The organism is Hymenobacter defluvii (assembly GCF_017589435.1).
Classification (GTDB): Bacteria; Bacteroidota; Bacteroidia; order Cytophagales; family Hymenobacteraceae; genus Hymenobacter; species Hymenobacter profundi.
Genome location: NZ_JAGETX010000022.1, coordinates 25,903 through 50,736 on the forward strand (window position 1 = coordinate 25,903; position 24,834 = coordinate 50,736).

Genomic DNA, 24,834 nt, shown 5'->3' on the forward strand with positions numbered 1-24,834 from the left:
GTGAACGACAAGCGTACCAACGACTCGTTCACGCGTGAGAAGGTCCTTCGCAAGCTCAGGATGACAGCCGAGTTTTAACGCACCACTTCACTACTCACCCTTCACCGCGCAGCACCGCCAGCGGCGGCCGTGTCAGCACGTCGCGGCTGTTGAAGAGGCCGATGACGACGGTCAGTACAGTGGTAAGTGCAGCGAGTAGCAACAAGGGTAGGGGCGCGGTGGTGAAGCCGATATCGAACACCCAAAAGGCCAGCGCCCAGCCCGCCAGCACGGCCAGCACAAGGCCGGTGGCCGCGGCGAGTAACCCTAGCAGTGCATATTCCACCAGCGTGATGCGCAGCATTTGGCGGCGACTGGCGCCCAAGGTTCGGAGCAGCACGCTTTCCTGCACGCGTTGGTAGCGACTCACAATCACAGAGCTGATGAGCACTACCAGGCCCGTGGCAATGCTGAAAAAGGCCATGAAGCGAATCACGAAGGAAATCTTGCTCAGGATGTCGTCCAGGGTTTGCAGGATCAGGCCCAAGTCGATGGCCGAAACGTTGGGGAAGCGCTGCACCAACTCGCGCTGCACGCTGCCAAGCACGGTGTTGTCGGGTACGCGGGTGAGGAGTACGTAGAACTGCGGCGCGGGCTCTAGCACGCCGCTAGGGAATACTACCCCGAAGTTGGTCTGCACCCGCGTCCAGTCCACGGTGCGCGTGCCGCTGACGATGGTCAGGAGCGGTGCGCCCTGCACGTTGAAAGTCAGCGTGTCGCCCAGCTTAAGCTTCAGGCGCTCAAAAAATCCCGTTTCGATGGAAATATGCGGGGTGCCATCGGCGGCGAGGTAGGGAAGCTTTCCTTCGGCTAGCTGCTCGGAGCTGATAAGCCAATCGCGGTACGTGACGCGGTATTCGCGGGTAAGGGAGCCGCGCGAACGGCCGCTGGTGCTGTCCTTTTTCAGTTCGGAGGTAGGCTTGCCGTTCAGCTCCGTCAACCGCATCGTCACAATGGGTACTTGCTGCAATACGGGTAGGCGGCGCTGCGTGAGCAGTTGGGCCACGCCTACTCGCTGGGCCGGCTGAATGTCAAATAGCACTAGATTGGGCTGATTCTCGCCGCTGGCCACCTGTACCCGGCTGAGCAGCAAGCCTTGGGTGATGTAGAGCGTCGCCATCAAAAACACGCCCAGCCCAATGGAGATGATGAGCAGCAGCGTCTGGTTGTTGGGGCGATACAGATTGGCCAAGCCCTGCCGCCACACGTAGCTCCAAGAGGTAGGGAAGAAGCGGCGCACCAGCCAGCGCAGGCCCGCTGCTACGCCCGCCAGGCCGCCTAGCGCCACCAGCAAGCCCGCCGCAAAACCCAGGGCCAGCTTCACCTCGCGGGTTTGGAGGTAGGCGAAACCCGTAATAAACACGAATATCAACCCGTAGACGAGGTAGCGCAGCGGGTCGGGCGCAGTGGTGTCTTCCTCAAACGACGCCCGCAACGTGCGCAGCGGCGACACCCGCCGAATGCTCAGCAACGGCAGCAAGGCAAACAGCACCGCCACCAGCACACCCGTGAACACGCCCTGCGCCACCGCCCCCCACGACACCTGAATGTCGACCGCCACGGGTAGGAAATCGGCAAACACGCGGGGAAGCAATAGCTGCACCGCTGTGCCAAGTGCCGCTCCTAACAGAGCACCGGCAAAGCCCAGGGCCGCTACCTGCAACAGATAAATCAGCAGTGCCTGGCTGCCGCTGGCACCCAGGCAGCGCAGTATAGCCACCGAGGTGATTTTCTCGCGCACGTACAAACTCACGGCACTCGCCACGCCTACGCAGCCCAGCAGCAGAGCCACGAACGCCACTAGGTTTAGGAAGCGGGTGAGGTCGGCGAAGGAGCGGCCGGTTTGCTGCTTGCGGCTGGCCACGGTCTCTGCATTGACGTTTTCCTGGTCTTTTACATCCTCCAACGGCTCCCGCAGACGGGCTTCCGGAATACCTGGTTCCAGAGTGAAATACTGCTTATATTGCACGCGGCTGCCAGGTTGAATGAGGGCGGTGCGCGCCAGCAACGATGTGGAATCGGCTTTGCCCGTCGTGACTTGCGCCGCATCACCGGGGATGAACACGGTAGGGGCTACCGAAGCGCTGAAACCGGATTGGCCGGGCGTTTCGCGCACCCGTCCGGCAATGCGAAACGTCACGTTGCCTACCCGCACAGAGTCGCCCACATGGGCTGCAAATTGCGCCATGAGTTCATCATCCACCAACGCCACGGGCTGGTTGCGGCGCGCCGCGTCGCGGAAGGTTTGCACGGCGCTGGTGGGCTCCGTCAGCCACTCGCCATAGAGCGGAAAGTTGCCCGTAACGGCGCGCACCTGTGCCAGCCGCACGCCCCCACCCCGCGGAAACGACACCAGCGACGCAAACGCCGCTTCTGCACTGTAGTCCAGGATGAAATTGCCTTGGTTGCGTGGGTGCAACGTGGGCTTGAAGTTTGGCTGAAATGGCTGACTGCTGGACAGCACCAAATCGGCCCCTAGCAGCTCGCGGGCCTGCTCATCGATGCTGCGCGCCAGGTTGGCCCCGAAGCCGTTGATGCCCACCAGCGCCGCAATGCCCAGCACAATGGCCGCGCTGAACAGCAAGAGCCGGGAGCGGCTACGGCGACTGTCGCGCCAGGCCATGCGCCAGAGCCAGAGGAAGTTTGTCATATGCAGTAGGGGCGCGTTGCACGCGCCCGTCGTTGTGGGTTAGGGTAGGGGCGCGTTACACGCGCCCGCTACCACGCGATGGAAAAGGGCGAAGAAGAACACGCACCTGTCGTTGAACAACGGTCGCGTGCAGCGCGCCCCTACAGGCTGTCAGAAATCAGCTGCCCGCCTTTTAATCGAATCACGCGCTGAGTTTTATTGGCCAGCTCCGGGTCGTGTGTAACGAGCACCAGGGTAGTGCCGGCTTCACGGTTCAGCTCAAATAGCAGTTCCTCCACTGTAGCGCTGGTTTCAGCGTCGAGGTTGCCGGTGGGCTCGTCGGCAAACAGGATTTTAGGCCGATTGGCAAACGCCCGCGCCAACGACACGCGCTGCTGCTCGCCGCCCGAAAGCTGGGTAGGGTAGTGGTGCCCGCGCCCGCCCAGCCCTACCCGCTCCAGCAGGCCCTGGGCCGTGGCGGTACCATTGGAAATGCCGCGCAACTCCAAGGGCACCAGCACGTTTTCCAGGGCCGTGAGGGTAGGCAGCAACTGAAAGTTCTGGAAGATAAAGCCCACATGCTCGTTGCGCACCGCCGCCCGCTGGTCTTCACTAAGGCTATCGAGCTGGATGCCGTTGAGCCACACGCTGCCAGAGGTAGCGCGGTCGAGGCCGGCGCACAGGCCCAGCAGCGTGGTTTTGCCGCTTCCCGATGAGCCAACAATGGCCAGCGTATCACCGGCCGTCAGCTCGAAGCTAACGTTTTGGAGCACCGTAAGCGCCCGTCCGCCGCTGGTGTAGGACTTGGTAAGGTTTTCTATTTTAAGCACTGAGAGAAAGGCAAATGAAGGAAGTATATAGTTAGGTAACGAGGCAACGCGCAGAATACTTTAGGCGTGTGAGAGTTTTCTGTTTCGTAGAACGGATGCATCGAACGGTGTAGAGACGCGTATTCGCGTCTCGTCGTCCGCGCCAGCTGATATTCAACCACGAGTTATTCAACGACTACATCTGCGTGAAACCGCTGGATAAGAGAACAACAAAGCGCATACGCGGCCCCTACCCAAACGCGCCTGCCCCGGTTAGGTTAACCTTTGCGGCGGGTTCTGTCGTTATCCCTCTACTTCTTACTTTCTTCGATGATGAAACTAACCTGGACTGTCTTCTGCGGCTGGCTGCTACTCGCGCTGGCGGGCTGTAGCACTAACGACACCCCAACCACCACCGACGCGCCCCCCGCGGCCAGCAAGCCCGCCGCCTCAACCGCCACGGGCAAGCCTACCATTCTGTTCTTCGGCAACAGCCTCACGGCCGGCCTGGGAGTAGAACCCGACGAAGCCTTCCCGGCCCTGATCGGCCAAAAAATTGATTCTGCGGGCCTAAGATACACCGTGGTAAACGCCGGCCTAAGCGGCGAAACCACCGCCGGCGGCCGCAGCCGGGTAGGCTGGGTGCTACGCAAGCCCGTAGCCGTATTTGTGCTAGAGCTGGGCGGCAACGACGGCCTACGCGGCATCCCGCTCACCGACACGCGCCGCAACCTGCAAGCCATCATCGACACGGTGCGGCAACTGAGCCCGCAGGCGCAAATTGTGCTGGCTGGCATGCAAATTCCGCCCAACCTAGGCGCCGACTACGCCGCCGAGTTCAAGCAGCTCTACGGCGAGCTAGCACAAAAAAATAACCTTGTGCTGATACCTTTCCTGCTCGAAGGGGTAGGGGGGGTAGCCAAGCTCAACCAGCGCGACGGCATCCATCCCACGCCCGCCGGCCACCGGCTGTTGGCGCGCACCGTGTGGGGTATTCTGAGGCCAGTGTTACAACAGCCCCAGCCGGCGGCGGGTAGCTAGCGTTGACCCCACCCCTGGTCCCCCTCTGGGAGAGGGGTGCGTTCCGATAGAGCTATTGGCTATCAGCGTCGTCTGGCACCCCTCTCCCGGAGGATGTCGCGCATCAAGCGAGGTGGGCCGGGAGTGGGGTACTTGTTGTTTCCTTTAATCTTTCCTTACAAACCATGCAACAATACCTGATTACCGCCTACGACTACACCGACACTGAGGCCCTGGAACGTCGCCTGGCGGTGCGCGAAAACCATTTGGCCGGAGCGCGTCGGCTCAAAGAAAGCGGCAACTTCCTCACGGGCGGCGCCATTCTGGATGCAGAAGGCAAGATGATCGGCTCGATGATGGTGGCGCAGTTTGCTTCAACCGATGACCTAGAAGCCTGGCAGCTTGACGAGCCCTACCTTACCGGCCGCGTGTGGGAAAAGGTAGAGATACAGCCGTTTCGAATGGCGAATGTGTGAAGCCAAACAGTGTCGTTGATTCCTAAAAAGAGCGAATAAAACGAGACGAATCAGAGCGCTACCGACTAGTTACTTACTCCGTGGCTAGTCGGTAGCGCTTTGTTGTTTGTGGGCGGTTGTTGCGTGGGCTAGCTTGTGATAAATAAGATGCTTATTGTTCTATGTATAGAAATTTATATATTATTCCCCAAAGCTTATTATCAATTGTTTAACTACTATTAATCAGACAGAAGGTATGTGGAACTGTAGCAAAAAGTACTTGCCGATTTTTCTCCTGCTAGCCTTGCTTGTAGGGTGCAAGCAAGAAAAAAAAGAGAAATACAGTTACAAAATAGTTGCTGATATAAAAGAATGTAAAGACTGCTACGTCAGGCTGTTTTTTATGCACAATCCTGATGGTAACGATCTTATTGATAGTACAGCAGCCCGAGACGGACGTTTTACGTTGCAAGGCAAAATCGCCCAGCCTGGCTTCTATAAAATATTTTATCAAAGTCAAACGAATAAGACTATAGCAGATTGGTTGACGGTATATCTGCCAGCAGACTCCGTTCATATTAAGACTATAGAAAGTAGCGCTCAGACGAAGTTTCACAAGGTATCTGATGCTGATTCTCCCCAGAAATATGTAGTCATTTCCTCCCCTTCTCCCTTGCAAAAGGAGTTGGAGCAGTATTTTTTATTGGAAGACAGTCTCAGCCATCAATTCTCTGTAGACAGAGAACTGATCAAGACGAAGTTTACTCAGACATTCGATTCAGGCGATAAGGCGTTGGTCGAGCAGTGGGCCGATTCTGTAAAGAACTTTGACTATAGGTTTTCCGGCTATTTGGCCGCGGCGGCTGATGCCTTCGTCCGGCAGCATCCTACCTCCGTGGTGTCGCTCTACGCTATGCTCGACAACCGCAGCGACCGGCCTTCGACGGAGCGCTTCCGCCAATACTACCAGGCCATGCCGGCCGAGTTGCAACAGAGTTTTTATGGCCGCCGACTGGATGAAGAACTGGCTAGAAACGAAAAGCGCGACGTGAACAACCAGCGCTTTGTGGGTCAGCGCGTGCAGAGCCTGGCTGGCAAGACCCCAGATGGCCAAGAGCTGAATGCCGCGCAGGTCTTCCAGCAGAATAAGTTCACGCTGGTCGAGTTCTGGGCTAGCTGGTGCGGCCCCTGCCGCATGGAGATGCCCAAGTACTACGGCCTGCACAAACAATATAAGGGCAGGGGCTTTGGTATGGTAGGCGTCTCGCTGGATACCAACCACAACAAGTGGCAGCAAGCTATTGCTGAGGACAGCTTGCAGATGCCGCACCTGTCGGAGCTAAAAGGCACGAGCGGGGAGGATATGCAGCGGTTTGGCATCAATGCCATCCCGGCGAACCTGCTCGTGGACGAGACGGGCAAGATTGTGGCCGTGGACATTCCCTACCCCAAGCTCAAGAAAAAGCTGCAAAGCACCTTATAGACGGTTACCGCCTCCGTAGCTCAATCTTCTCTACACCCCGATTCAGCCCACGCCACGTCATGGTAGTCGGATTGGCCGTGGTTTCCACAGAAAAATTGTCAATCAGACCCAACAACTGAAGAAATTCCTCCTTAGGCTCTACTACATGTGAATCTGTTGGAAAGCTATACTGCAACAGAAAAAAATGCTTGCGGCCCTATCCCCTGTACGATGCGAGTAGGATTAGAAAGCAGCGAAAATGACAGCGGATAAGTCTTGTCTTTGTACTGAATAGTGCAGTCAAAATCGGGGTGGCGTAGGTACTTAGGGTTGCTTCGCGGAACCGCGGCCTGCCTAATAGAAAGAATAGCTAAGTTTTGCAGCACGGTATCGCGCTTAATACCGATTTCGGCTTGGCTGCCATTGTGCGACTGCCTTTTGATGGATACACGTTGAAGCGACCATTCGCCTACTATCTGTGGGGTAAGCTGATTCATCAACTCGATGCTTTTTTGGTCGTAATCGATAGTAGGTGTTGCTTCTTCCTGGGTACACTGCATAAAGCACAGGCTAGCAGCAAATAAAGCGAAGCGTAGAAAAGGTTTCATTAGGATTAGGCAAGATGAATAGATAAGAATTACTGTACTCTAATCAGGATACAAAGCTCTTATAAAACTATAGGCAAGAGAAAAAATGGTGTGCTAATAAGGCGACCAGAAAATCAATTTATATATTATACGAAAAAAATCGTAGATTAATCTTGTTTCTACGATATGTTTCGTATATACTTGTAATACGAATTGATTCGTATATAAAAAACGCCACACATCATGTCCGAAACCCCCATCCCCAAGCCTACCGAATCGGAGCTGGAAATCCTGCAAGTGCTTTGGCAATACGGCCCTAGCACTGTTCGCTTCGTGAACGACGAGCTGAACCGCAAGCGCGAAGTTGGCTACACGACTGCCCTCAAGCTGTTGCAGCTCATGCTTGAAAAAGGCCTAGTGCTGCGCGACGACGACGCACGCACGCACATCTACCGCGCCGCCGTGCGGCAGGAGGAAACCCAAAGCCTGCTCCTCGACCGGTTTGTAGACACGGCCTTCGGTGGCTCGGCCATGAAACTGGTGATGCAGGCCCTGGGCAGCGGCCGCACCTCGCAGGCCGAGCTAGATCAGATTCGGAATTTACTGAATGAATTAGGCGATACCGACCACCCTAACGCAGACAAGCAATGAACTGGCTCGAACAAACTCTCTCGCCCGCCCTGGTACGCGCCCTGGGCTGGACGCTACTCCATTCGCTCTGGCAGGGTGCCGTAGTGGCGCTGGCGCTGGTAGGGCTGCTGTTGCTGCTGCGCCGCCACAGCGCCCAGGTGCGCTACACCACGGCCGCCGTGGCCCTACTCACCTTGCTGGTGCTGTCGGCTGTTACGTTTAGCAAGTACTATCTGCTGGCATCGCCCGTGGCGCCAGCCCAAGCGGCTGTCACGTATGAGGTAGTGAAACTGGCGGCGCCTACTGGTACTGGCGAGGTAGCCTCGGTGCTACCTGCTGCCAGATCAACTGCCACCGCATCGGTGTGGCAGCGCGGGTTGCAATACTTCGATCAGAACATGCCGGTGCTGGTAGCGGCCTGGTTGCTGGGTCTGCTGGCCATGACGCTGCGCCTGCTGGGCGGACTGGCCTACGTGCAGCGTCTGCGCCACTACCGCGTGCAGCCGCTGGGCCAGGACTGGCAGCGTCGATTGGCTGAGCTAGCCCAGCGCGCCGGCCTGCAACGCCCTATACAGCTGCTGGAATCGGCGAAGGTGAAAGCCCCGCTGGTGGTAGGGCACCTGCGGCCGGTGATTCTGCTGCCGCTGGGCACCGTAACCGGTTTGAGCCAGACGTACATGGAAGCCATTCTGGCCCACGAGCTAGCCCACGTAGCGCGCCGCGACTACCTGATGAACCTGCTGCAATCCGTAGCCGAAATCCTCTTCTTCTACCACCCTGCCGTGTGGTTTATGACGGCCTGCCTGCGCACCGAGCGCGAAAACTGCTGCGATGACATGGCTACGACGCTAGTAGGCGGCAACCCGCTCACGCTGGCCCGCGCCCTGGCCGCGTTGGCCGAGCACAGCCTGACCCCGAAAGCAACGCCACAGCTGGCCTTGTCGGCAGTAGGGCCCGATGGCTCGTTACTGGGCCGTATCCGGCGGCTGGTGCAGGGCCGCACGGCCCCTACCTTCACGGAGGGCTTTATGGCCGCTTGCGTAGTGCTGGTGGGGTTGGTGCTGCTGAGCACAGCCGTAACGCTGGCCGGTCCGCACGCCACAGCCGATTCGTACAATGCCCTCACGGCTTCTTCTGAGACAGTTGCGGTGGAACCGGACCCTGTGCTGGTACGCGAAACCACGGCCCTTGCGCCGGCCGTAGCACCCACCGAAATGCGTATTCTCAGCATTTCGGCCGATGGTAAAGCACTGGCGCAAATCGGCGCCATGCAAGTGAGCTTTGATACTACCCTGAACCCGAACGTGATGCGCCAACTGCGAGCCCTGGGCCGCATTGAGCGCGGCAACAACAACGGCACCGTAGTCATCAAAAAAGACAAAAAAGGGCGCCTGAAAGAGCTGTACGTAGATGGCAGCCGCGTGGAGCTGGACGAGCCCAAAGGCAAAAAAGTCAAAGGCGAGCAAGTGCAGGTGGTACAGTTGCCTCAAAACGAGAGCTTTGACGAGGACATCAACATCAACGTCAGCGCCATCACCCGCGACGCGCTACGAATTGCGCAACGCGAGCTAGCCAGTATCGACATCAACGGCATCACCCACGACGCCTTGGCTACGGCCGATGCGGCGCTCAGTAACATCGATATCAATGCCATTACCCGTGATGCTCTGCGAGAAGCAGAAGCTTCGCTGCACACTGCTGCACAAGATGCCAAAACGGTTGAGGAGCGGGAATTAGTCCAGGAAAAATTTGCCGAGATGCTGGAGAAAAAGCACGAGCTAGGAAATAGCATTGCGGAAGCCCGTTATGAAATGGGAAAAGCGCGCCGAGAAGCAGAGGAGGAACGACGCAACGAGCTAGACGAAACCTTGGAAACGGAGCTGCTGAAAGACGGCTTGATTAAATCTGCCGACAGCTACCAGCTACGGCTTAGCCCAACGGAACTGACCGTGAACGGCACCAAGCAGTCGGCTGCGCTACAGAAGAAATATCTGGCGCTCTACGAATCGGTGAGCGGACGCAAACTGAGCGGTACGGCCTCCGTGAACATCAACAAGAACAGCACGGGCCGCACCAACATCATCAGTGGGCCGCGAGGTAGCACGCGGTTATCAGGTTCTGTGACGCGCTCCGGTACCGGTCGGGTGATGCCTACCCCGCCCGCGCCACCTGCTCCGCCGGCAGCGCCTAGCGCTGCTGCTATGCCAGCGCCACCGGCACCGCCTGCGCCGCCAGCTGCCCCGGCCGCTCCTGCCGTGCCGGCACTGCCCGCACCGCCTACCCCGCCCACGCTCAGCACTAACGAGCTACGCGCACAACTGCGCAAAGACGGACTATTAGGAGCCGATGAAAAAAGCTTTCAGTTTCAACTCGATAAAGAAGGCCTGCGTGTGAACGGCAAGCCACAACCGGCGGCAATGACGGCCAAATACCGCCGAATCTATGATATACCTACGAGCGGCAACTCCAACCGCATGGTGCAAGTGTCAGTGAGTGAATGAGAAGAACAAAAGGCCGGTAGCACTACGCTACCGGCCTTTTTTGTTGAAGCAGTAGCACTATTGGCTGCCGCCGCTTTTATTCTTCGGCCGCTAAGCAACGCTTGTGTGCAGGTATGCATCTATGGCGCCGTGTAGCTGCTCTACTGACCTGATTTTCCTCTCATCGTCCCACTTCTACCCCCACCCAATTTCCCGTGTTTCGTCGTTTTGGCCTGCTGCTAGGCCTTCTTTTGTGGTGCCTGGTAAGTAGGGCGCAACACCCGGCAACGTCTGCTAGTACGGCTGCTACGTCGGCCCCGAAGCGGCAGCTTCAGGCCCTACGCATCACGGAGGGCATTAAGTTGGACGGGGTGCTCGACGAAGCCGTGTGGCAGCAGGCGCCGGTGGCCTCGCAGTTCATCCAGAACCGCCCTGCGCCCGGCCTACCCGAGCGGCACCCCACGGAGGTGCGCATTCTCTACGACGACGCCAACCTCTACATCGGGGCCGTGATGCACGACGTTAGCGCCGATTCCATTCCGCGCCAGCTCACCCAGCGCGACGACCTCGACGGCAACACCGACTTCTTCGGCATCTTCCTCGATACCTACCACGACAAGCTGAATGGCTACGGCTTCTTCGTGACCACGGGCGGTGTGCAATGCGATGCGCGCTACTCGCCTGCCGGCGGCGAGGACTTCAACTGGAATGCCGTGTGGGACTCGCGCACTGCCCTGCGCGGCACCGACTGGGTGGCCGAAATCCGGATTCCCTACTCCGCTATTCGTTTCAGCGGGGTGCCGGAGCAACTGTGGGGCCTCAACTTTATGCGCCAGCGCAAGCGCGACAACCAGGGGTTTTTCTGGAACGAGGTGAAGCCCGCCGTGGATGGCTTCGTGAACCAGTGGGGCGAGCTGCGCGGCATTCGCGACGTGAAGCCGCCGCTGCGCCTCTCGCTCACGCCCTACGTTTCTTCCTACCTGAACCGCAACGCCGTGAGCGTGGAAGGCCAGCGCCGCACCACTACCAGCTTCAATGGCGGCGCCGATGTGAAGTGGGGCATCAACGAGAGCTTTACGCTGGATGCTACCCTGGTGCCCGACTTTGGGCAGGTGCAGAGCGACAACCAAGTGCTGAACCTGTCGCCGTTTGAGGTGCAGTTCAACGAAAACCGGCAGTTTTTCACCGAGGGCACGGAGCTGTTCAACAAAGGTGGCCTGTTCTACTCGCGTAGGGTAGGGGCGCAGCCCATTGGCTACGGCAGCGTGCGGGCTGGAGAAAACGAAAAAATCATCCGCAACCCCGGCGAAACGCGCCTGCTGAACGCCACCAAAGTATCGGGCCGCACCAGCAAGGGACTGGGGATTGGCGTGTTCAACGCGTTGAGCAACAACGTGTACGCTACCCTGCGCGACACTGAAACCGGGCAGGAGCGCGAGGTGCTCACCCAGCCCTTCAGCAACTATAGTATCATGGTGCTGGATCAGTCGCTGAAAAACAACAGCTACGTGTCGCTCATCAACACCAACGTCACGCGCTTCGGACGCACCTACGATGCCAACGTGACCAGCGGCCTGTTTCGCCTGGCCGATAAGAAGAACGCCTACGCCGTGAACGGGCAAGTGGTGTACTCGCGCCGGCGTGGCAATGAGTTTGGTACTGATACGCCCATCGACGACCAGAACGGGTATAAGTACAAGCTGAGCGCTGGCAAAATCAGCGGCAACTTCACCTGGACTGTCAGCCACGGCATCGAATCGGCCTCCTACAACCCCAACGATTTAGGCATCCTGTTCGGCAACAACAACATCACGCAGGGCGTCAACTTCAGCTATAACAAGTACAACCGGTTCTGGAAAGTCAACAACTTATATACGTGGTGGGGCGTCGACCACTCGTTGCTCTACCAGCCCACGCGCTACCAGAACTTGGTTTTCTACGGCGGGGCCAACACTACTTTCACGAAGAAATTCCTGACAGCGGGCATTAACCTAGACGCCAGCCCCGTAACCCGCGACTACTACGAGCCGCGCACGCTGCCCCTCGGCGACTACTACGTGCGTGTACCAGCCAATGCCGGTGCTAATGGTTTTATTTCCAGCGACTATCGCAAGAAAGTAGCGTATGATGTGAACGCCGCCGTGCGGTGGTACGCGCAGGACGACCGCCTGCTGCGTCCGCGCCGCATGGGTTACGGCCTTGGCGTGTCGCCGCGTTACCGCGCCAGCAACCAGCTGCTGTTTATTTATAGCGTCAATTGGGACTTACGCCAGAACCAGATTGGCTATGTGAACGGTAATCTAAGCGCCTCGGAGCCGCTGGATTCGGTGTTTCGTGAGCAGGTGCCGCTGGGGCGTCGGCGGGTAGTCACCATCACCAACGTGCTATCGACGGCCTATACTTTCACCAACCGCATGTCGCTCACGCTGCGCCTGCGCCACTACACCAGCGACGTACACTACCAGGACTTCGCCCGCCTCGACAAAGACGGCGCGGAAACCCTGGTCGACTACCGCCGCAACCGCGACAATACCTACAATGCCTTCAACCTGGACATGGTGTACGCGTGGTGGTTTGCGCCCGGCTCACAGATCAGCATCGTGTGGAAAGCCGCCAGCACCGCCACGCTTGACGGTAACGAGGCCACGCCGCTGTACTTCGCCAACCTCAACAACACCATCAACACCCCGCAGAATAACTCCGTTTCGGTAAAGGTGCTGTACTACCTCGACTACCTGGCCCTGCGCCGCAAGCGGGTGTAGAAGCGCGTTGCACGCGCCCATCGTTGCTGATGTTGTTATTGGGGTAGGGGTAAAGCGTATACGATTTTCGCAAGCACCCTCCGCCACAGCGGGCGCGCCCCTACCAGTCGTTTGCTACCTTCAACGTATGAAACAAACCATTGGCGGCATCACCCTCTTGGTGCGCGACTACGACGAAGCCCTTGCCTACTACTGCGAAAAGCTGGGGTTCGACCTGCTGGAAGACACCGCGCTAGATGACGACAAGCGTTGGGTGCTGGTGGCGCCGCCTGGCAGCACCGGCAGTCCGTTGCTATTGGCGCAGGCTGCTACCCCCGCGCAGCAGGCCAGCATCGGCAACCAGGCAGGCGGGCGCGTCTTCCTGTTTCTACACACCGATGAGTTTTGGCCCGCTTACCGTCGTATGGAAGCACAGGGCGTGCAGTTCCTGGAGGAGCCCCGCCACGAACCCTACGGCTGGGTAGTGGTCTTCGCTGATTGCTATGGCAACAAGTGGGATTTGCTAGGGCCGGCTGCAGCGGAGAATAAGTAGGACTGTTTCCAACAAGAAAGCGCCGCTCCAAAATTAGAGCGGCGCTTTCTTGTTGGACTAACCTTTCCATTGCGTACGCCGAAACCGTTTCCAAGTCCGTTGCAGAGTAGCAAGCGTAGCATTGTCTACTTCAGGACCGTGCGGAAAACAGTAAGCACAGCCGCGAGCATTGCCGAAAATAACACGAGACACCTGCACGTTGGAAAGCTTGGCCGGGAAGGATACGAAGGCACCTTCATCTACGGTGCCAAAGGCTTGTTGGAGTTTTTTAACTCTTTTCATGGAGCTTTGAGTTGGTACTCAAAGCGGGCTACCCTTGGCGAAAACAGGTAAGTATAGCATTAGAAGATAAGTGACTATGTGTTCAATGCAGAATCTGAAATATATAAAATTTCTGACTTCGAGAACAAGATAAAGCCTGTCATGCTTGATCTGGCGTCCGCTTGTCGAAGTATCTCGCGTGCTGATGGTAGATGTTATCTTTCATCAGCACGCGAGATACTTCGGCTGCGCTCAGCATGACGGGCTAAACCATCCAGCTGTCGGCTACTTCAGCTTAATGCCTTGCGCCTCCATTGCCTGTTCCTGCTTGGCCTGGTTGTCCAGAAACTCGGTGTGCTGGGCCGCTGTGCGCTCGTTGCCGAGGCTAGCCAGTTGCTCGCGTACCTTGTCAGCCGGCAAATCATTGCAGTAGATGGGGCCGCCGGGCTGCTGCCGCCACGATTCGTGCAAGGTGCCACCGTCCACGGCATCGAAGCCCAGTTCCTCTACCAGGGCCATCACTTTCTGCTTGGCGGCGTCATCGTCGCTGGCTACGGGTAGGGCAATGCGGCCGGGTGTGCCGGCTGGTTGGCCGTTCTTTTCGAGGTGCTCGGCAAAGATGTTGTTGAACACCTTCACTACGGGGCGGCCCAGGTGCTGCTGTACCCAGCCGCTCTCAGTGAGGTCGCCGGTTTCCAACTCCGTCATCTGGCCGTCGCGCAGCAGGGGATAGTAGTTGCTCGTGTCGATGACGGGCACCTCGGCGGGCACGCCCTCGAACAGGTCGTTGGGTAGGTCGGGGATGTTTTTCAGCGGGATGGTTACCACGATAAAGTCGCTGCCGCGCTGGGCCGCTTCCCGCACCGTGACGGGGGTAGCGCCGGTATTCTGGGCTACGTCGCCTAGCGTTTCAGGGCCACGCGAGTTGGCAATGTATACCGTATGGCCGAGGCTAGTGAGCCGCACGGCCAAGGCGCTGCCGATGTTGCCGGCGCCGATGATTCCGATGTTCATAGTTTGGGTGGTTTACGCGCCGGCACTGTGCCGGTGCGGGTAGGTAAACAACGGAAGTGTGCGTTTTGCTTTTTTGATGGCTTGATGGCTACTGCTTACTCAGAGTCTGTATCCTATCGAATGAGAGTTATACAAAATGAGAACTACCACTGCTAGTGTTACAGCAAATAATAATACTGTAATAGGATTAAGTGCAAATTTGGTAAAACGTATAGAGCCATCAAATAAGTGTTATAAAGCATGTATAGGATATTGGCACCAGGTTTGACAGAAAGCCTATCTTGTTTTTGTCCTTTTTTAAACTCTACCTTCTTCCTTGTGTATTCGCGTACTCTTTTAGCCCTATCCCTAGCCCTGTTGTGCGGCCTCTCTAGCTGCGATGATAGTTCTGATATAGGTCCTACCCCTATTCTATCAGCCACTGACTTGCTGATGGCCAAAAGCTGGAAAATGACAGCCGTTACCGAAAAAGTAGGCAGTGAGCCAGCCAAGGACCTTTATACGGACGAGCCAGCCTGCCTCCGGGATAATGTGTACCAGTTCCAGACTGATGGAGTCTGCGTACTAGACGAGGGTGCCACCCGCTGTGAAGAAACTAACCCACAGACCCGCACGGGCACCTGGGCTCAGTCGAACAGTGGCATGACGCTAAAAGCTACTATTAAGCCAGCTACTCAGTCTAGGGCCGAAGCAAATATGGAAATTGGTAGCACCATTGAATCGGTCTCCGCCACCCGGCTGGTGCTCGTGAAAAGGGAAACGACGGCGGGGGTAACCACCGAGACCCGCATGACATTTACGGCTCAGTAACTAGTCTCACGCATTGAGAAAGCCGCTCCTATCTGGGAGCGGCTTTTTTATTGGCCGTTTAGGCTTTAGGTTCCGACATGGTAGGCGTGGGGTAAGTACTTAGTAAACAACATCAGCAACGACGGGCGCGTGCAACGCGCCCCTACAGCAACTCTTGCGCCGCGCCGAAGGCCGATTGGCGTCCCTCGCGCACGGCCTGCTCGATGGCGGGTAGGCGCTGCTGCACGTCGGGCTGGGCGTAGAAGCGGGCTTCCAGGGTTTGGCGGATGGTGTCGTGCAGCCAGTGCAGGTTTTGCTCCTGGCGACGTTGCTGGAAGTAGCCGCTGGCCTGGGTGTGCTGCACGTATTGTTGCACCACCTCCCACACCTCGGGCACGCCCGCGCCCGTGAGGGCCGAGCTGGTCGTTACTACGGGGCTCCAGCCGCTGGGGGCCAATGGAAACAGATGCAGGGCATTTTGGTACTCGCGTCGGGCCAGGCGGGCGGCTTGCTCGTTGCCGTGGTCGGCTTTGGTGATGGTGATGGCATCGGCCATTTCCATGATGCCCTTCTTGATGCCTTGCAGCTCGTCGCCAGCCCCGGCCAGCATCAGGAGCAAGAAAAAATCGACCATGCCGTGCACAGCGGTTTCGCTCTGGCCCACGCCTACCGTTTCCACGAAAATAACGTCGTGCCCCGCCGCCTCGCAGAGCAGCAGCGCCTCGCGGGTGCTGCGCGTGACGCCCCCCAACGACTTGCCCGCCGGCGACGGCCGAATGTAGGCCGCCGGATGCGCCGCCAGTTGGTTCATACGGGTTTTATCGCCTAGGATGCTGCCGCCGCTGCGCTGGGAGGTAGGGTCTACGGCCAGCACGGCCAGCCGGTGCCCTTGCTCAACTAAATGCAGCCCTAGTGCCTCAATAAACGTGCTTTTGCCTACCCCCGGCACGCCCGTGATGCCCACCCGCACCGACTTGCCCGTGTGGGGCAGCACCAAAGCCATGACCTGCTGGGCCAGCTCCTGATCGGAGGGTAGGGTGCTTTCCACCAGCGTAATGGCCTGGCTCAGTCGCACGCGGTTGCCGGCGAGGAGGCCATCGGCGTATTCGTGGGCGGCAAGGCGTTTGGGCATAGCGAGGAGGGTAGGGAGCGAAGTCGCAAGCTAAGACGCACAGACGAAAAGTGTGGTTGCGTCTGTAAAACCACCTGTTATCCTCGCAAACCGTTTGTCATCCTGAGCTTGCGAAGGACCTTCTCACAGTAAAACGAGTCGTTGTTACGATGGCCGTTCTCATGTGAGAAGGTCCTTCGCAAGCTCAGGATGACAGCTGATTTCAAGAATAATCTACTTCGGCTCCACCAAAAAACTCGGCAAGCCCAGCTTGCTGCGACGGCCACCTAGGCTCAGGCCGTCGTCTTTGTAGTCGGCGGCTTTGCCGGTGGCGTTAGGGTTTTGAATGACGCCAAGGTAGCCGTTGTCTTCGCGGGCGACGTAGATTTTGCCATCGGGGCCGAGCTGGAGGGCACCTACCTTGCGGTTGGCGGAGTTACCGATTTGGGTGGCTTTGCTGGTTTTCAGGTCGAACTGCCAGATCTGGGCGTCGCCGCCACCGGCGCCGTTGCGGGTGCCGTAGAGCTTGGTGCCGTCGGGGGAGAAGGCCACGCCGTAGGCTTCCTCGTAGGGCCCGAAGGAGCGGGGCTTGCTCACTTTGCCGGTGGTGCGGTCGAAGTCGAATACCTCAAACTTGTTGGCTTCACGCCACAGCGCCACGGCCAGCTGATTGCCATTGGGCGAAAACGCCATGGCGCCAATGGCGTTGCGGCCGGGGCCAGCGTGCATCGAGCCCACGTTACTCAGAATGGGCTTGCCGGCCTCTACCCCTTCGGGCGTGACGAGGTAGGTCACGAAGCCGTTGGAGTTCCAGCGGTGGGCCACCACCCACACATCGCGGCCGTTTTGGTGGCGCACGGCGGCCAGCTTCTCGGCCACCGGCGAGATGAGCAGCAGATTGGCACGGGGTACATCGCCGAGGCCGTTGTCGCGGGTCATGTCGACGATGGAGTAGCGCAGACCCACATTCGTGCCCTGGGGCGCTACCGTGAACACGTAGAAGATGTTGCCACTACCGGGGTCGGGCACCACTAGGGCGCTTTGGGTACTGGAGTTGCTACCCTGAAGCTTACGGCCGTTGGGCATCACCTGATGCTGGCGGTTCCAGATGGTTTCGCCATTGGTGTAGAACAGCAGCTGCCCGCGCTTATTAGTGGCTACGGCGCAGCCCTCGTAGGTAGTCATCTTGCCATCGTTGAGGGGGGTAGGGGCACCGTTGGCGAAGCTCAGACCAGCTTGTTGGCCGAAATACCAGAAGTTTTGTTCGCCTTGGGCACGGGCGGTAAGAGCCGCCAAACCGAAGAACAGGGGTAGGAGAAAACGCAGGTGGGAAACCAGTCGAAACATAGGTAGCGCAACCGCCCCGGAAATAGTAAGCCTGGGGCAATTGCGCTACAAACGTACGGCACGGCCAGAATCGTGCAAACTTGGCGGTTACTCTGCGGTTGGATTATTGAAGATGCGGAAGCCTACCTCTAAAATCAGCTGTTGCTGCTTGCGGGTGAAATAGTTGGTCTTCAACTGAGTATCATACAGGCGGCTATACCGGCTTAGGCCCCATTCGTAGCGGGCATTCAAATCAAAACGCCAGATATTCACGCCAACCCCAGCCTGAACGGCCGCTTGCACCCGCTTGGGTCCCGATTCGCGGAGGGTAGCTAGTGCCGTCTGCAACTCAGCATCTTGCGAGGAAAAGGTACCGTAGTCTTTACTGTGCAAGAAGTAGCCAACAGTTGGACCGGCAAACAGACGCAACGGCCCCGCCTGATACCCACCCAACAGACGAGCATCCAGGTGCCGTGCCCGCGGCCCAAAATAAGGGCCGCTGCCGGAGCTATACGTAAGGCCAACGGGGGTAGTCAGCGTCGAGACATAGCCTAGTTCGGGCTGCACGTACCAACCCGGCCGCGCACCCAGCTGCCACCGCCCAAATACGGTAATGCCATTGCCGGTTTCGTCATTACTCTGATCAAACTGCGGATCAACCGTCACATTGCCGAGCTGAAAAGCACCTTGCCCTGTATGCAGCCGGGCAATGTTGAAGCTGCCGCTTATACCTGCTGCTGTAAGTCGCTGACCATAGCTGGTAGTAGCGTAACCAGACAGGAGTGCCACTCCCAGAAGGGTAATAATTTTTTTCACTGAATGATGTAGTAAAAGATAGGATGAAAACATGCCGAATCGTTCGGCAAATCTAGGACATATACAGGGATAAATATATACGTGTGTGTGATTGTATAGTGTAATATAACTATCTAATTATCAGATAGTAAAATCGCCGGCCGCCAACCGCGGCAGCAGCGTCCGCACCATGCGGTAGCTGGCACCCCACAAAGGGTAGGGCCCTACCCGGTAGAACGACACTGCCATCGGCACGGGCCAGCCCGACAACTGCCAGGTTCCCGTCACGCGGGCGTCGGGAAGCAGCAGGTCGTCTACTACCACGCTCAGCACCTCGGCAATTTCGGTAGGCTGCCACCGCCACTGCGTGGGCGGCTCGATGTGGCCCACAAACGGCCAGATGCGAAACCCCGAAACCTCCGTAACAATGGACGGCAGCGCACCCAGCACCCGCACCTGCGCGGCGGGTAGGCCAATTTCCTCTTCTGTTTCACGCAGGGCCGTGGCTTCCAGCGAAGCGTCCTGCAACTCCCGCTTGCCGCCCGGAAACGCCAGCTGCCCGCCGTGTACACCAAAATCGGTGCGCCGAATGACGACTAGGCGCAGCTGACCAGCAGTATCACGGTAGAGCGGAACAAGCACGGCGGCATCGCGCAAGGGTGGGGTAGGGGCAGGCATGGTGAGGAAGGAGGAAAAGCCGGGAGGGCCAAACGTCTAGCGTACGGTATACGCGCCCCTAGCGTCGGTAGCCAGATGGGGCAGCTGGTGGTTTTGCTCGAAAAACGTGTAGCCGGCGCTCAGGTTTTGCCAAAAAATGGCGTGTGTACTGTTGCGGCGGGCTGCTAGGTTTTCTGGTGTGAGCGCAAACGGAAAGATGTGCACCTCAATGGTATCCTGCCCGCCGGCCCGGGCCTCCGTGGCCAATACATACAGCTCCTCAATGCCGGCATCGGTGATGGGCAGGCAGCCAACGGTGACGTTGGAACCGTGAATGAAGATGTCGCCGCCGGGGTGCTGGGCGTCGCTCTGGCACCGGTCGCTGGCATTGGGGTAGTTGAGGCCGAGCGAGAGGTGGTAGGCGCTGGTAGGGTTGAAGCGGTCGAGTTGGTAAAAGCCCTCGGGCACCTGCCCGTCGCCCTCGCGGCGCTTGGGTCCCAGCGTGCCCGACGTGCCCGCTATATAAAAGGTGCGAACCAGCACAAATGGCGTGGCCGTGGCCCGCGTGCGCGCCCATACCTCCAACTGCCGCCCTACCTTGAAAGCTCGTAGAAATATTTCTGGTTGACTAGGGTTAATGCCGTGAGCCGCCAAACGCATGCGCAGCCCAGAAAGTGTATGGTCATACGCAGTACGCACGCGTGGAAAACGCTGCTGTTCGTCACGAAAGGCGCTTTGAGAAGGGCTTGATTGAAAGAATGTGAGAAGTAGGGCTCCTGTAGAAAGCAGCAGGCGTATCATTTTATAAATAGGATAAAAATTAGGAACGTGGCTGGTAAATATATATTGTATATACTATATCAGGACTTGCGCCCGAGCCGACCGGTTGCCGTTTGCTGACGTTGCACGAACAGTCTGCTGATGTGGTAGACGGCGCGGGAGTCCGCAACGGCACCCGATTTGGGTGTAAATCCTACTATGTGTATAAGAACCTCTAAAACCCGGAAGTAAGTAGCGCCTGCTAACTTGCACCCGTGGAAACTCCTGACTACGACGTAGCCATTTTAGGTGCTGGCCCCGCCGGAGCAGCCTGCGCGCTGGCCTTGCACGGCCACGGCCTGCGCGTGGTGATGGTAGACAAGGCAACCTTCCCGCGCGACAAAGTGTGCGGCGACGCCATTCCTGGCTTAGCACTGAAAGCATTACGCCAGCTCAATCCGGCCTGGCACGCCGAGTTGCTGGCGAATCTCACGCCCCGCGCCGACACCCGCGACAGCCGCGTGGTGGCGCCCAACGGCCGCGAGCTGCGCATCCGCTGGCAGCTGCCTACCTTCAATAGCCCCCGTCTGCACTTCGACGACCATTTACTCCAGTTAGTACGACGCCATACGGCCACCATCATACGGGAGGGCTATGTGGTGCGCGACATCCAGACCACGCCAACGGGTGTGCAGCTCCTACCAGCCGACGCGGAGCAGAAACCACTGACGGCTCGCCTACTCATTGCCTGCGATGGTGCCAACTCCGTAGCGGCCCGCCGTCTCACCCAGCGCACCATCGACAAGGCCTACCATTGCGCCGCCGTGCGGGCCTACTACTCGGACATTGCGGGGGTAGATGGCACCACCACCGAGTTTTTCTTTCTGCACGAGTACATGGCCGGCTACTGCTGGATTTTCCCGGTCGGCAATGGCGTGTACAATGTGGGGTTTGGGATGCTCTCCGAAGCTGTAGCGCGGCAGCGGGTGGATCTGAAAAAGATGCTGCCGCAGCTATTGGCCACGCACCCCGAGCTGGCGCGGCGCTTTGCTGGGGCGCAGCAACTATCAGATTTAGAGGGTTTTGTCCTGCCGTTGGGCGGGCGCCCACGCCCGCTGGCAGGGGAGCGGTTCCTGCTCTGCGGCGACGCGGCCTCGCTTATCGACCCGTTGCAGGGCCACGGCATCGACACGGCTATGCAGAGCGGCATACTGGCGGCCCGGCAGGCCGTACGGAGCTGTCAGCAAAACGATTTCAGCCCTACTTTTCTAGCTGACTACGAGCACCAGGTAGCCCGCCAGATCACCAGCAAGCTGGCGCGCAGCTACCGCCTAATGCGCTTGGTAGCCCCGCGGCCCTGGCTGATGAACGTAGGCTTTGCCGTGGCCCGGCAGCCGCTACTGAAACGGTGGCTGCTGCGGGTAGCCGGGTAGGGGCTGCGCTTATCCCGGTGCTGATGGTTTGCGTAGGAGTAGCCATGCATACTACTTTTCGTTGTTTGGGAATGTTGGGCGGCATTGGTCTGCTGCTGACCGTGTTGCTGAGCGCCGCGCCGCCCGCTTCACTCTCTGCTACCCTGAAAGCCAACCGCTGGAAAAAGCGCGTACTGCTCCTGCACGCACCTACCGCCGACGATGCCACACTGAAGCGCCAGCGTGCCCTACTTGCCGCCCAGCCGGAAGGAATGCGCGCACGCGATATGCTGGTGCTCGATGTCATTGAAAGCCAGCTAAGCACGGCCGACCGCCAGTACGCCCGCCAGGAACTGAAGCTGCCGGCAGCTAGCTTCACGGTGCTGCTAATCGGCAAAGACGGCGGCGTGAAACAGCGTAGCGCCACGCCCCTACCCCCCGACGAATTGTTTGGCACCATTGATAAAATGCCCATGCGTCGCCGGGAAATGCGTGGCGATAAGTAAAGGGATAGTGCTTTAAGGCACCCAACTCCGGGCCGTTCCTACGTATAGGGACCATATTCCCTTTCGCATGCCTGTTAAGCCTACCCCCGCCGAGCTGCAAAACCAGCCCAAAGGCGCTGCCGCCACCGCGGCCACCGAAATCATTCCGCCGCACGAGGACGAGGCCCATCCGGCAGTATACGGGCCACGTTGGTGGCGCAAGCAGGTAGTACAGGGCCTTATGATGGTAGCGGGTATCTTCTCGGCCGCGCTGGGGCTCGAGAGCTTTTTGCTACCCAATGGCTTTATCGATGGGGGCGTAACGGGTATTTCGCTGCTCACCAACCACACCACCCATCTTTCGCTGCCGTTGCTGATTGTGGTGCTCAACATTCCGTTTGTGGTGATGGGGTATTTTCAGCTGGGGCGCGGCTTCGCGGCGCGTACGCTGGCCGCTATTCTGGGGCTGGCCACAGTGCTGTACTCCGTGCATTTTTCGGTGCTGGCTGAAGACAAGTTGCTGGCCGCCGTGTTCGGGGGCTTCTTTCTGGGTTCTGGTATTGGGTTGGCCGTACGCGGGGGCGCCGTGCTCGATGGCACCGAAATTCTGGCCGTGTACCTCAGCAAAAAACTCCCCCTGACGGTAGGAGACATTATCCTGCTCATCAACATCGTCATCTTTGGCGTGGCAGCGCTGCTGCTTTCCATCACCACGGCCCTTTACTCCATTCTTGCCTACCTGGCCGCTGCCAAGATGGTCGATTTTATCATTGAAGGCATTGAGGAATACACGGGCGTGACCATCATTTCGCCCAAAAGTGAAGCCATCCGGCGCATGGTAACCGAGAAGCTGGGCCGCGGTGCTACCCTCTACGTGGGCAAAAGCGGGTACAACACACAAGGGCAGGATCAGGGTACTATTGATATCATCTTTACGCTAGTAACGCGCCTGGAGGTGACCCGCCTCACCGACGAAATCGACAAGATTGACCCCAATGCTTTTGTAGTGATGAGCAGCGTGCGCGATACCAAGGGCGGTATGGTGAAACGGAGGCCCTTGCACTAAGAGCGAGGTACTGGCTGCAACCCGTTTTCGCTGTGCAAGCAGAAAACCTTATTCTCAATATTGGAAAAATGTCCAATATTGAATCAATTCATCGGCTCAATAAATCACTTCAGCTATAAGAAGAGTGCAAACATCGAGAAAATAGGTTTTTCGCTATTTAAGTGGGTTGTTTTGAAGAACTACTACGGGGGTAAGCCCGGCAGTACAGCTCTTTTCTACACCTCATTTATTGCCCTACCTATGCTCTCTTCTACTGCCCTGCGTGCTGTCCTTCTTGTGTTGGTTGCCGTACTTCTTTCGATGGGAGATGCCCTAGCAGGTACCCCATTTACCCGGGCGCTCAAGCGTGGACATGGCTACGTACACCGTCCGTATTGCAAACAGTACAAAGGAAACGGCACACGCGGCTTGTTTGCCCGGCGCTAGGCAGTTGGAGAAGTTAGCCAAAGCCCCCACCATCAGCTAGGTCTGGTGGTGGGGGCTTTGTGCATCGTAGTGCCGCTCTGGGTAGGCCGCCCAAGGCCGTGTTGCGTACACAAGTGCATGAAGAAGCTACTGCCACTCTTGCTGGGGTTGGGTGCCTGTGCTCCCAGCGCACAGGTTACGGCTGTCGACCAAATGGCCGGAACCGATTTTACGGTCTACCACACCTACAACTTTCCAACCACCGACGCCCGCAATGAGGCCGGCTACCAGGTAATGAGTCCCACCCTACCCATCTGGCAGGCAGCTATTGCCCGCCAGCTAGAGCAGCGGGGCTACCGCCGCGCCCCCCAGCCCGATGTGTGGGTGCACGTGGGGGTAGTGGTAGCTGATAAGATGCAAACCCGCGAAACGCAAATTTGGGAGGCCCCTCCGTATGCGGGGCAGCGCCGCTACGGCTGGCAAAGCCAGCAAGTGCCTGTGCGGGCCTACCGCGAGGGCACCACTACTGTAGATGTGGTAGATGCCGCCCGCAACACGCTGGTGTGGCAGGGCAACGTAGCCGGCGCCCTCACCAAAAAGCCCCACCGGCAGGTAGAGCAGATCAACAACAGTGTGGACGAACTGTTTGCGCGCTACCCGGTGCCCGCCCGCTAAAACATCCTGCTGCTACGCTTGGTTGGTACAACCAGCCGCGTAGGCCATCGTATCAGCATCATCACTAAGCTTTTTTCCTTGGAAAATACATTCACCTCCGCTCGCCCCGAAGACCTGTTGTTTGATGCCGCCCGTCGGGGCGACGTAGCCTACCTGCGCGAACTGCTCGCCACGGGCGTCGACGTTAATACGCAGGATGCCAAAGGCTTCACGCCGCTTATCATTGCCGCCTACGACGACCACCTAGAGGCTACGAAACTGCTGTTAGAGGCCGGCGCCGATGTAAACGTGCAAGACCGCGCCGGCAACACCGCCCTGATGGGCGTATGCTTCAAAGGCTACCCCGAAATTGCCCGGCAGCTCATTGCCCACGGCGCCAACCTGGATTTGCAGAACGGCAACGGCGGCACAGCCCTCATGTTTGCCACCCTGTTTGGCCGCAACCAGTTGATACCCATTTTGCTGGAAGCAGGTGCCGACGCCAGCATCCGCGACGTGCGCGGCCTATCGGCCCACGATCTAGCCATTCAGCAAGGCAACGAAGCGGCTTTGGAGCTGCTGTAGAAAAGCCACTGAAAGCCAGTTAGCCACAGGGGCGGGGGTTTTGCGAGTGCTTAAAGCCGGCCCCTGTGGCTGTTTTATTTGTTTCTGAAAATAGGGGGCTTTTCGGTGTT

24 protein-coding genes are annotated in these 24,834 nt (G+C 58.2%); 14 read left to right on the forward strand and 10 right to left on the reverse strand.

The genetic code is table 11. From position 1 onward, the window contains the following. Positions 1-94: 94 nt before the first annotated feature. Positions 95-2,689, reverse strand: a complete 2,595-nt coding sequence (locus tag J4D97_RS20355) for an ABC transporter permease (protein ID WP_243900430.1) — start codon at positions 2,687-2,689, stop codon at positions 95-97. A gap of 140 nt (positions 2,690-2,829) precedes the next feature. Next, positions 2,830-3,498, reverse strand: coding sequence for an ABC transporter ATP-binding protein (locus J4D97_RS20360; RefSeq protein WP_347879375.1), 669 nt, complete (start codon positions 3,496-3,498; stop codon positions 2,830-2,832). A gap of 312 nt (positions 3,499-3,810) precedes the next feature. On the opposite strand from J4D97_RS20360, the gene J4D97_RS20365 reads away from it, so the two are divergent. The 3 genes from J4D97_RS20365 to J4D97_RS20375 all read left to right on the forward strand — a co-directional run bounded on the left by J4D97_RS20365 (position 3,811) and on the right by J4D97_RS20375 (position 6,435). After that, a complete protein-coding gene (locus tag J4D97_RS20365; protein WP_432207221.1) occupies positions 3,811-4,518 on the forward strand; it encodes an arylesterase in 708 nt (235 codons plus the stop codon). A 164-nt stretch (positions 4,519-4,682) separates the two neighbouring features. Further along, positions 4,683-4,973, forward strand: coding sequence for a YciI family protein (locus J4D97_RS20370; RefSeq protein WP_208309174.1), 291 nt, complete (start codon positions 4,683-4,685; stop codon positions 4,971-4,973). Positions 4,974-5,625: 652 nt separating this feature from the next. Further along, the gene (locus J4D97_RS20375; protein ID WP_208309175.1) at positions 5,626-6,435 is read left to right on the forward strand and encodes a TlpA family protein disulfide reductase; all 810 of its coding nucleotides are present in this window, start codon (positions 5,626-5,628) and stop codon (positions 6,433-6,435) included. A gap of 164 nt (positions 6,436-6,599) precedes the next feature. Here the strand turns inward: J4D97_RS20375 and J4D97_RS20380 are convergent, their stop codons facing one another. Further along, positions 6,600-7,022: a hypothetical protein gene (locus tag J4D97_RS20380; protein WP_185281091.1), complete on the reverse strand. Its 423-nt coding sequence runs from the start codon at positions 7,020-7,022 to the stop codon at positions 6,600-6,602. Positions 7,023-7,244: 222 nt separating this feature from the next. On the opposite strand from J4D97_RS20380, the gene J4D97_RS20385 reads away from it, so the two are divergent. The 4 genes from J4D97_RS20385 to J4D97_RS20400 all read left to right on the forward strand — a co-directional run bounded on the left by J4D97_RS20385 (position 7,245) and on the right by J4D97_RS20400 (position 13,405). Next, the gene (locus tag J4D97_RS20385) at positions 7,245-7,652 is read left to right on the forward strand and encodes a BlaI/MecI/CopY family transcriptional regulator (protein ID WP_208309176.1); all 408 of its coding nucleotides are present in this window, start codon (positions 7,245-7,247) and stop codon (positions 7,650-7,652) included. After that, a complete protein-coding gene (locus tag J4D97_RS20390; RefSeq protein WP_208309177.1) occupies positions 7,649-10,132 on the forward strand; it encodes a M56 family metallopeptidase in 2,484 nt (827 codons plus the stop codon). The genes J4D97_RS20385 and J4D97_RS20390 overlap by 4 nt, the downstream gene beginning before the upstream one ends. Before the next feature lie 194 nt (positions 10,133-10,326). After that, on the forward strand, positions 10,327-12,873 hold the full coding sequence (locus J4D97_RS20395) for a DUF5916 domain-containing protein (protein ID WP_208309178.1): 2,547 nt from the start codon (positions 10,327-10,329) through the stop codon (positions 12,871-12,873). A gap of 127 nt (positions 12,874-13,000) precedes the next feature. Further along, complete coding sequence (locus J4D97_RS20400; protein ID WP_208309179.1) at positions 13,001-13,405, forward strand: VOC family protein; 405 nt, start codon at positions 13,001-13,003, stop codon at positions 13,403-13,405. Positions 13,406-13,462: 57 nt separating this feature from the next. Here J4D97_RS20400 and J4D97_RS20405 read toward each other — a convergent pair whose 3' ends face one another. Together J4D97_RS20405 and J4D97_RS20410 are read right to left on the reverse strand one after the other, a co-directional pair. Next, positions 13,463-13,687 (reverse strand): hypothetical protein, encoded by a 225-nt coding sequence (locus tag J4D97_RS20405; RefSeq protein ID WP_208309180.1) that lies wholly within the window; start codon positions 13,685-13,687, stop codon positions 13,463-13,465. Between the two features lie 264 nt (positions 13,688-13,951). After that, positions 13,952-14,680 (reverse strand): NADPH-dependent F420 reductase, encoded by a 729-nt coding sequence (locus J4D97_RS20410; protein WP_208309181.1) that lies wholly within the window; start codon positions 14,678-14,680, stop codon positions 13,952-13,954. A 318-nt stretch (positions 14,681-14,998) separates the two neighbouring features. Between J4D97_RS20410 and J4D97_RS20415 the strand changes: the two genes are divergently transcribed. After that, positions 14,999-15,490 carry a hypothetical protein gene (locus J4D97_RS20415; RefSeq protein ID WP_208309182.1) on the forward strand — a complete coding sequence of 164 codons (492 nt, stop codon included), beginning with the start codon at positions 14,999-15,001 and terminating at the stop codon, positions 15,488-15,490. Positions 15,491-15,632: 142 nt separating this feature from the next. On the opposite strand, the gene meaB is transcribed toward J4D97_RS20415, so the two are convergent. The 5 genes from meaB to J4D97_RS20440 form a co-directional block, all read right to left on the reverse strand. Next, positions 15,633-16,601 carry a methylmalonyl Co-A mutase-associated GTPase MeaB gene (gene meaB / locus J4D97_RS20420; protein ID WP_208309183.1) on the reverse strand — a complete coding sequence of 323 codons (969 nt, stop codon included), beginning with the start codon at positions 16,599-16,601 and terminating at the stop codon, positions 15,633-15,635. 213 nt (positions 16,602-16,814) lie between these two features. After that, complete coding sequence (locus tag J4D97_RS20425) at positions 16,815-17,927, reverse strand: WD40 repeat domain-containing protein (RefSeq protein ID WP_208309184.1); 1,113 nt, start codon at positions 17,925-17,927, stop codon at positions 16,815-16,817. 87 nt (positions 17,928-18,014) lie between these two features. Then, complete coding sequence (locus J4D97_RS20430; protein ID WP_208309185.1) at positions 18,015-18,695, reverse strand: outer membrane beta-barrel protein; 681 nt, start codon at positions 18,693-18,695, stop codon at positions 18,015-18,017. 147 nt (positions 18,696-18,842) lie between these two features. Further along, positions 18,843-19,379, reverse strand: coding sequence for an NUDIX hydrolase (locus J4D97_RS20435; RefSeq protein ID WP_208309186.1), 537 nt, complete (start codon positions 19,377-19,379; stop codon positions 18,843-18,845). A gap of 36 nt (positions 19,380-19,415) precedes the next feature. After that, positions 19,416-20,018 (reverse strand): L,D-transpeptidase family protein, encoded by a 603-nt coding sequence (locus tag J4D97_RS20440; RefSeq protein WP_208309187.1) that lies wholly within the window; start codon positions 20,016-20,018, stop codon positions 19,416-19,418. Between the two features lie 374 nt (positions 20,019-20,392). Between J4D97_RS20440 and J4D97_RS20445 the strand changes: the two genes are divergently transcribed. The 6 genes from J4D97_RS20445 to J4D97_RS20470 all read left to right on the forward strand — a co-directional run bounded on the left by J4D97_RS20445 (position 20,393) and on the right by J4D97_RS20470 (position 24,724). Further along, a complete protein-coding gene (locus J4D97_RS20445) occupies positions 20,393-21,550 on the forward strand; it encodes an NAD(P)/FAD-dependent oxidoreductase (protein WP_208309188.1) in 1,158 nt (385 codons plus the stop codon). Positions 21,551-21,594: 44 nt separating this feature from the next. After that, positions 21,595-22,035: a DUF4174 domain-containing protein gene (locus J4D97_RS20450; protein WP_208309189.1), complete on the forward strand. Its 441-nt coding sequence runs from the start codon at positions 21,595-21,597 to the stop codon at positions 22,033-22,035. A gap of 67 nt (positions 22,036-22,102) precedes the next feature. Next, on the forward strand, positions 22,103-23,080 hold the full coding sequence (locus J4D97_RS20455; protein WP_208309190.1) for a YitT family protein: 978 nt from the start codon (positions 22,103-22,105) through the stop codon (positions 23,078-23,080). Between the two features lie 60 nt (positions 23,081-23,140). Continuing rightward, the gene (locus tag J4D97_RS20460; RefSeq protein WP_208309191.1) at positions 23,141-23,506 is read left to right on the forward strand and encodes a hypothetical protein; all 366 of its coding nucleotides are present in this window, start codon (positions 23,141-23,143) and stop codon (positions 23,504-23,506) included. A gap of 117 nt (positions 23,507-23,623) precedes the next feature. After that, positions 23,624-24,160: a DUF4136 domain-containing protein gene (locus J4D97_RS20465; protein ID WP_185281074.1), complete on the forward strand. Its 537-nt coding sequence runs from the start codon at positions 23,624-23,626 to the stop codon at positions 24,158-24,160. Positions 24,161-24,220: 60 nt separating this feature from the next. Beyond that, positions 24,221-24,724, forward strand: coding sequence for an ankyrin repeat domain-containing protein (locus J4D97_RS20470; protein WP_343217151.1), 504 nt, complete (start codon positions 24,221-24,223; stop codon positions 24,722-24,724). Positions 24,725-24,834 lie beyond the last annotated feature (110 nt).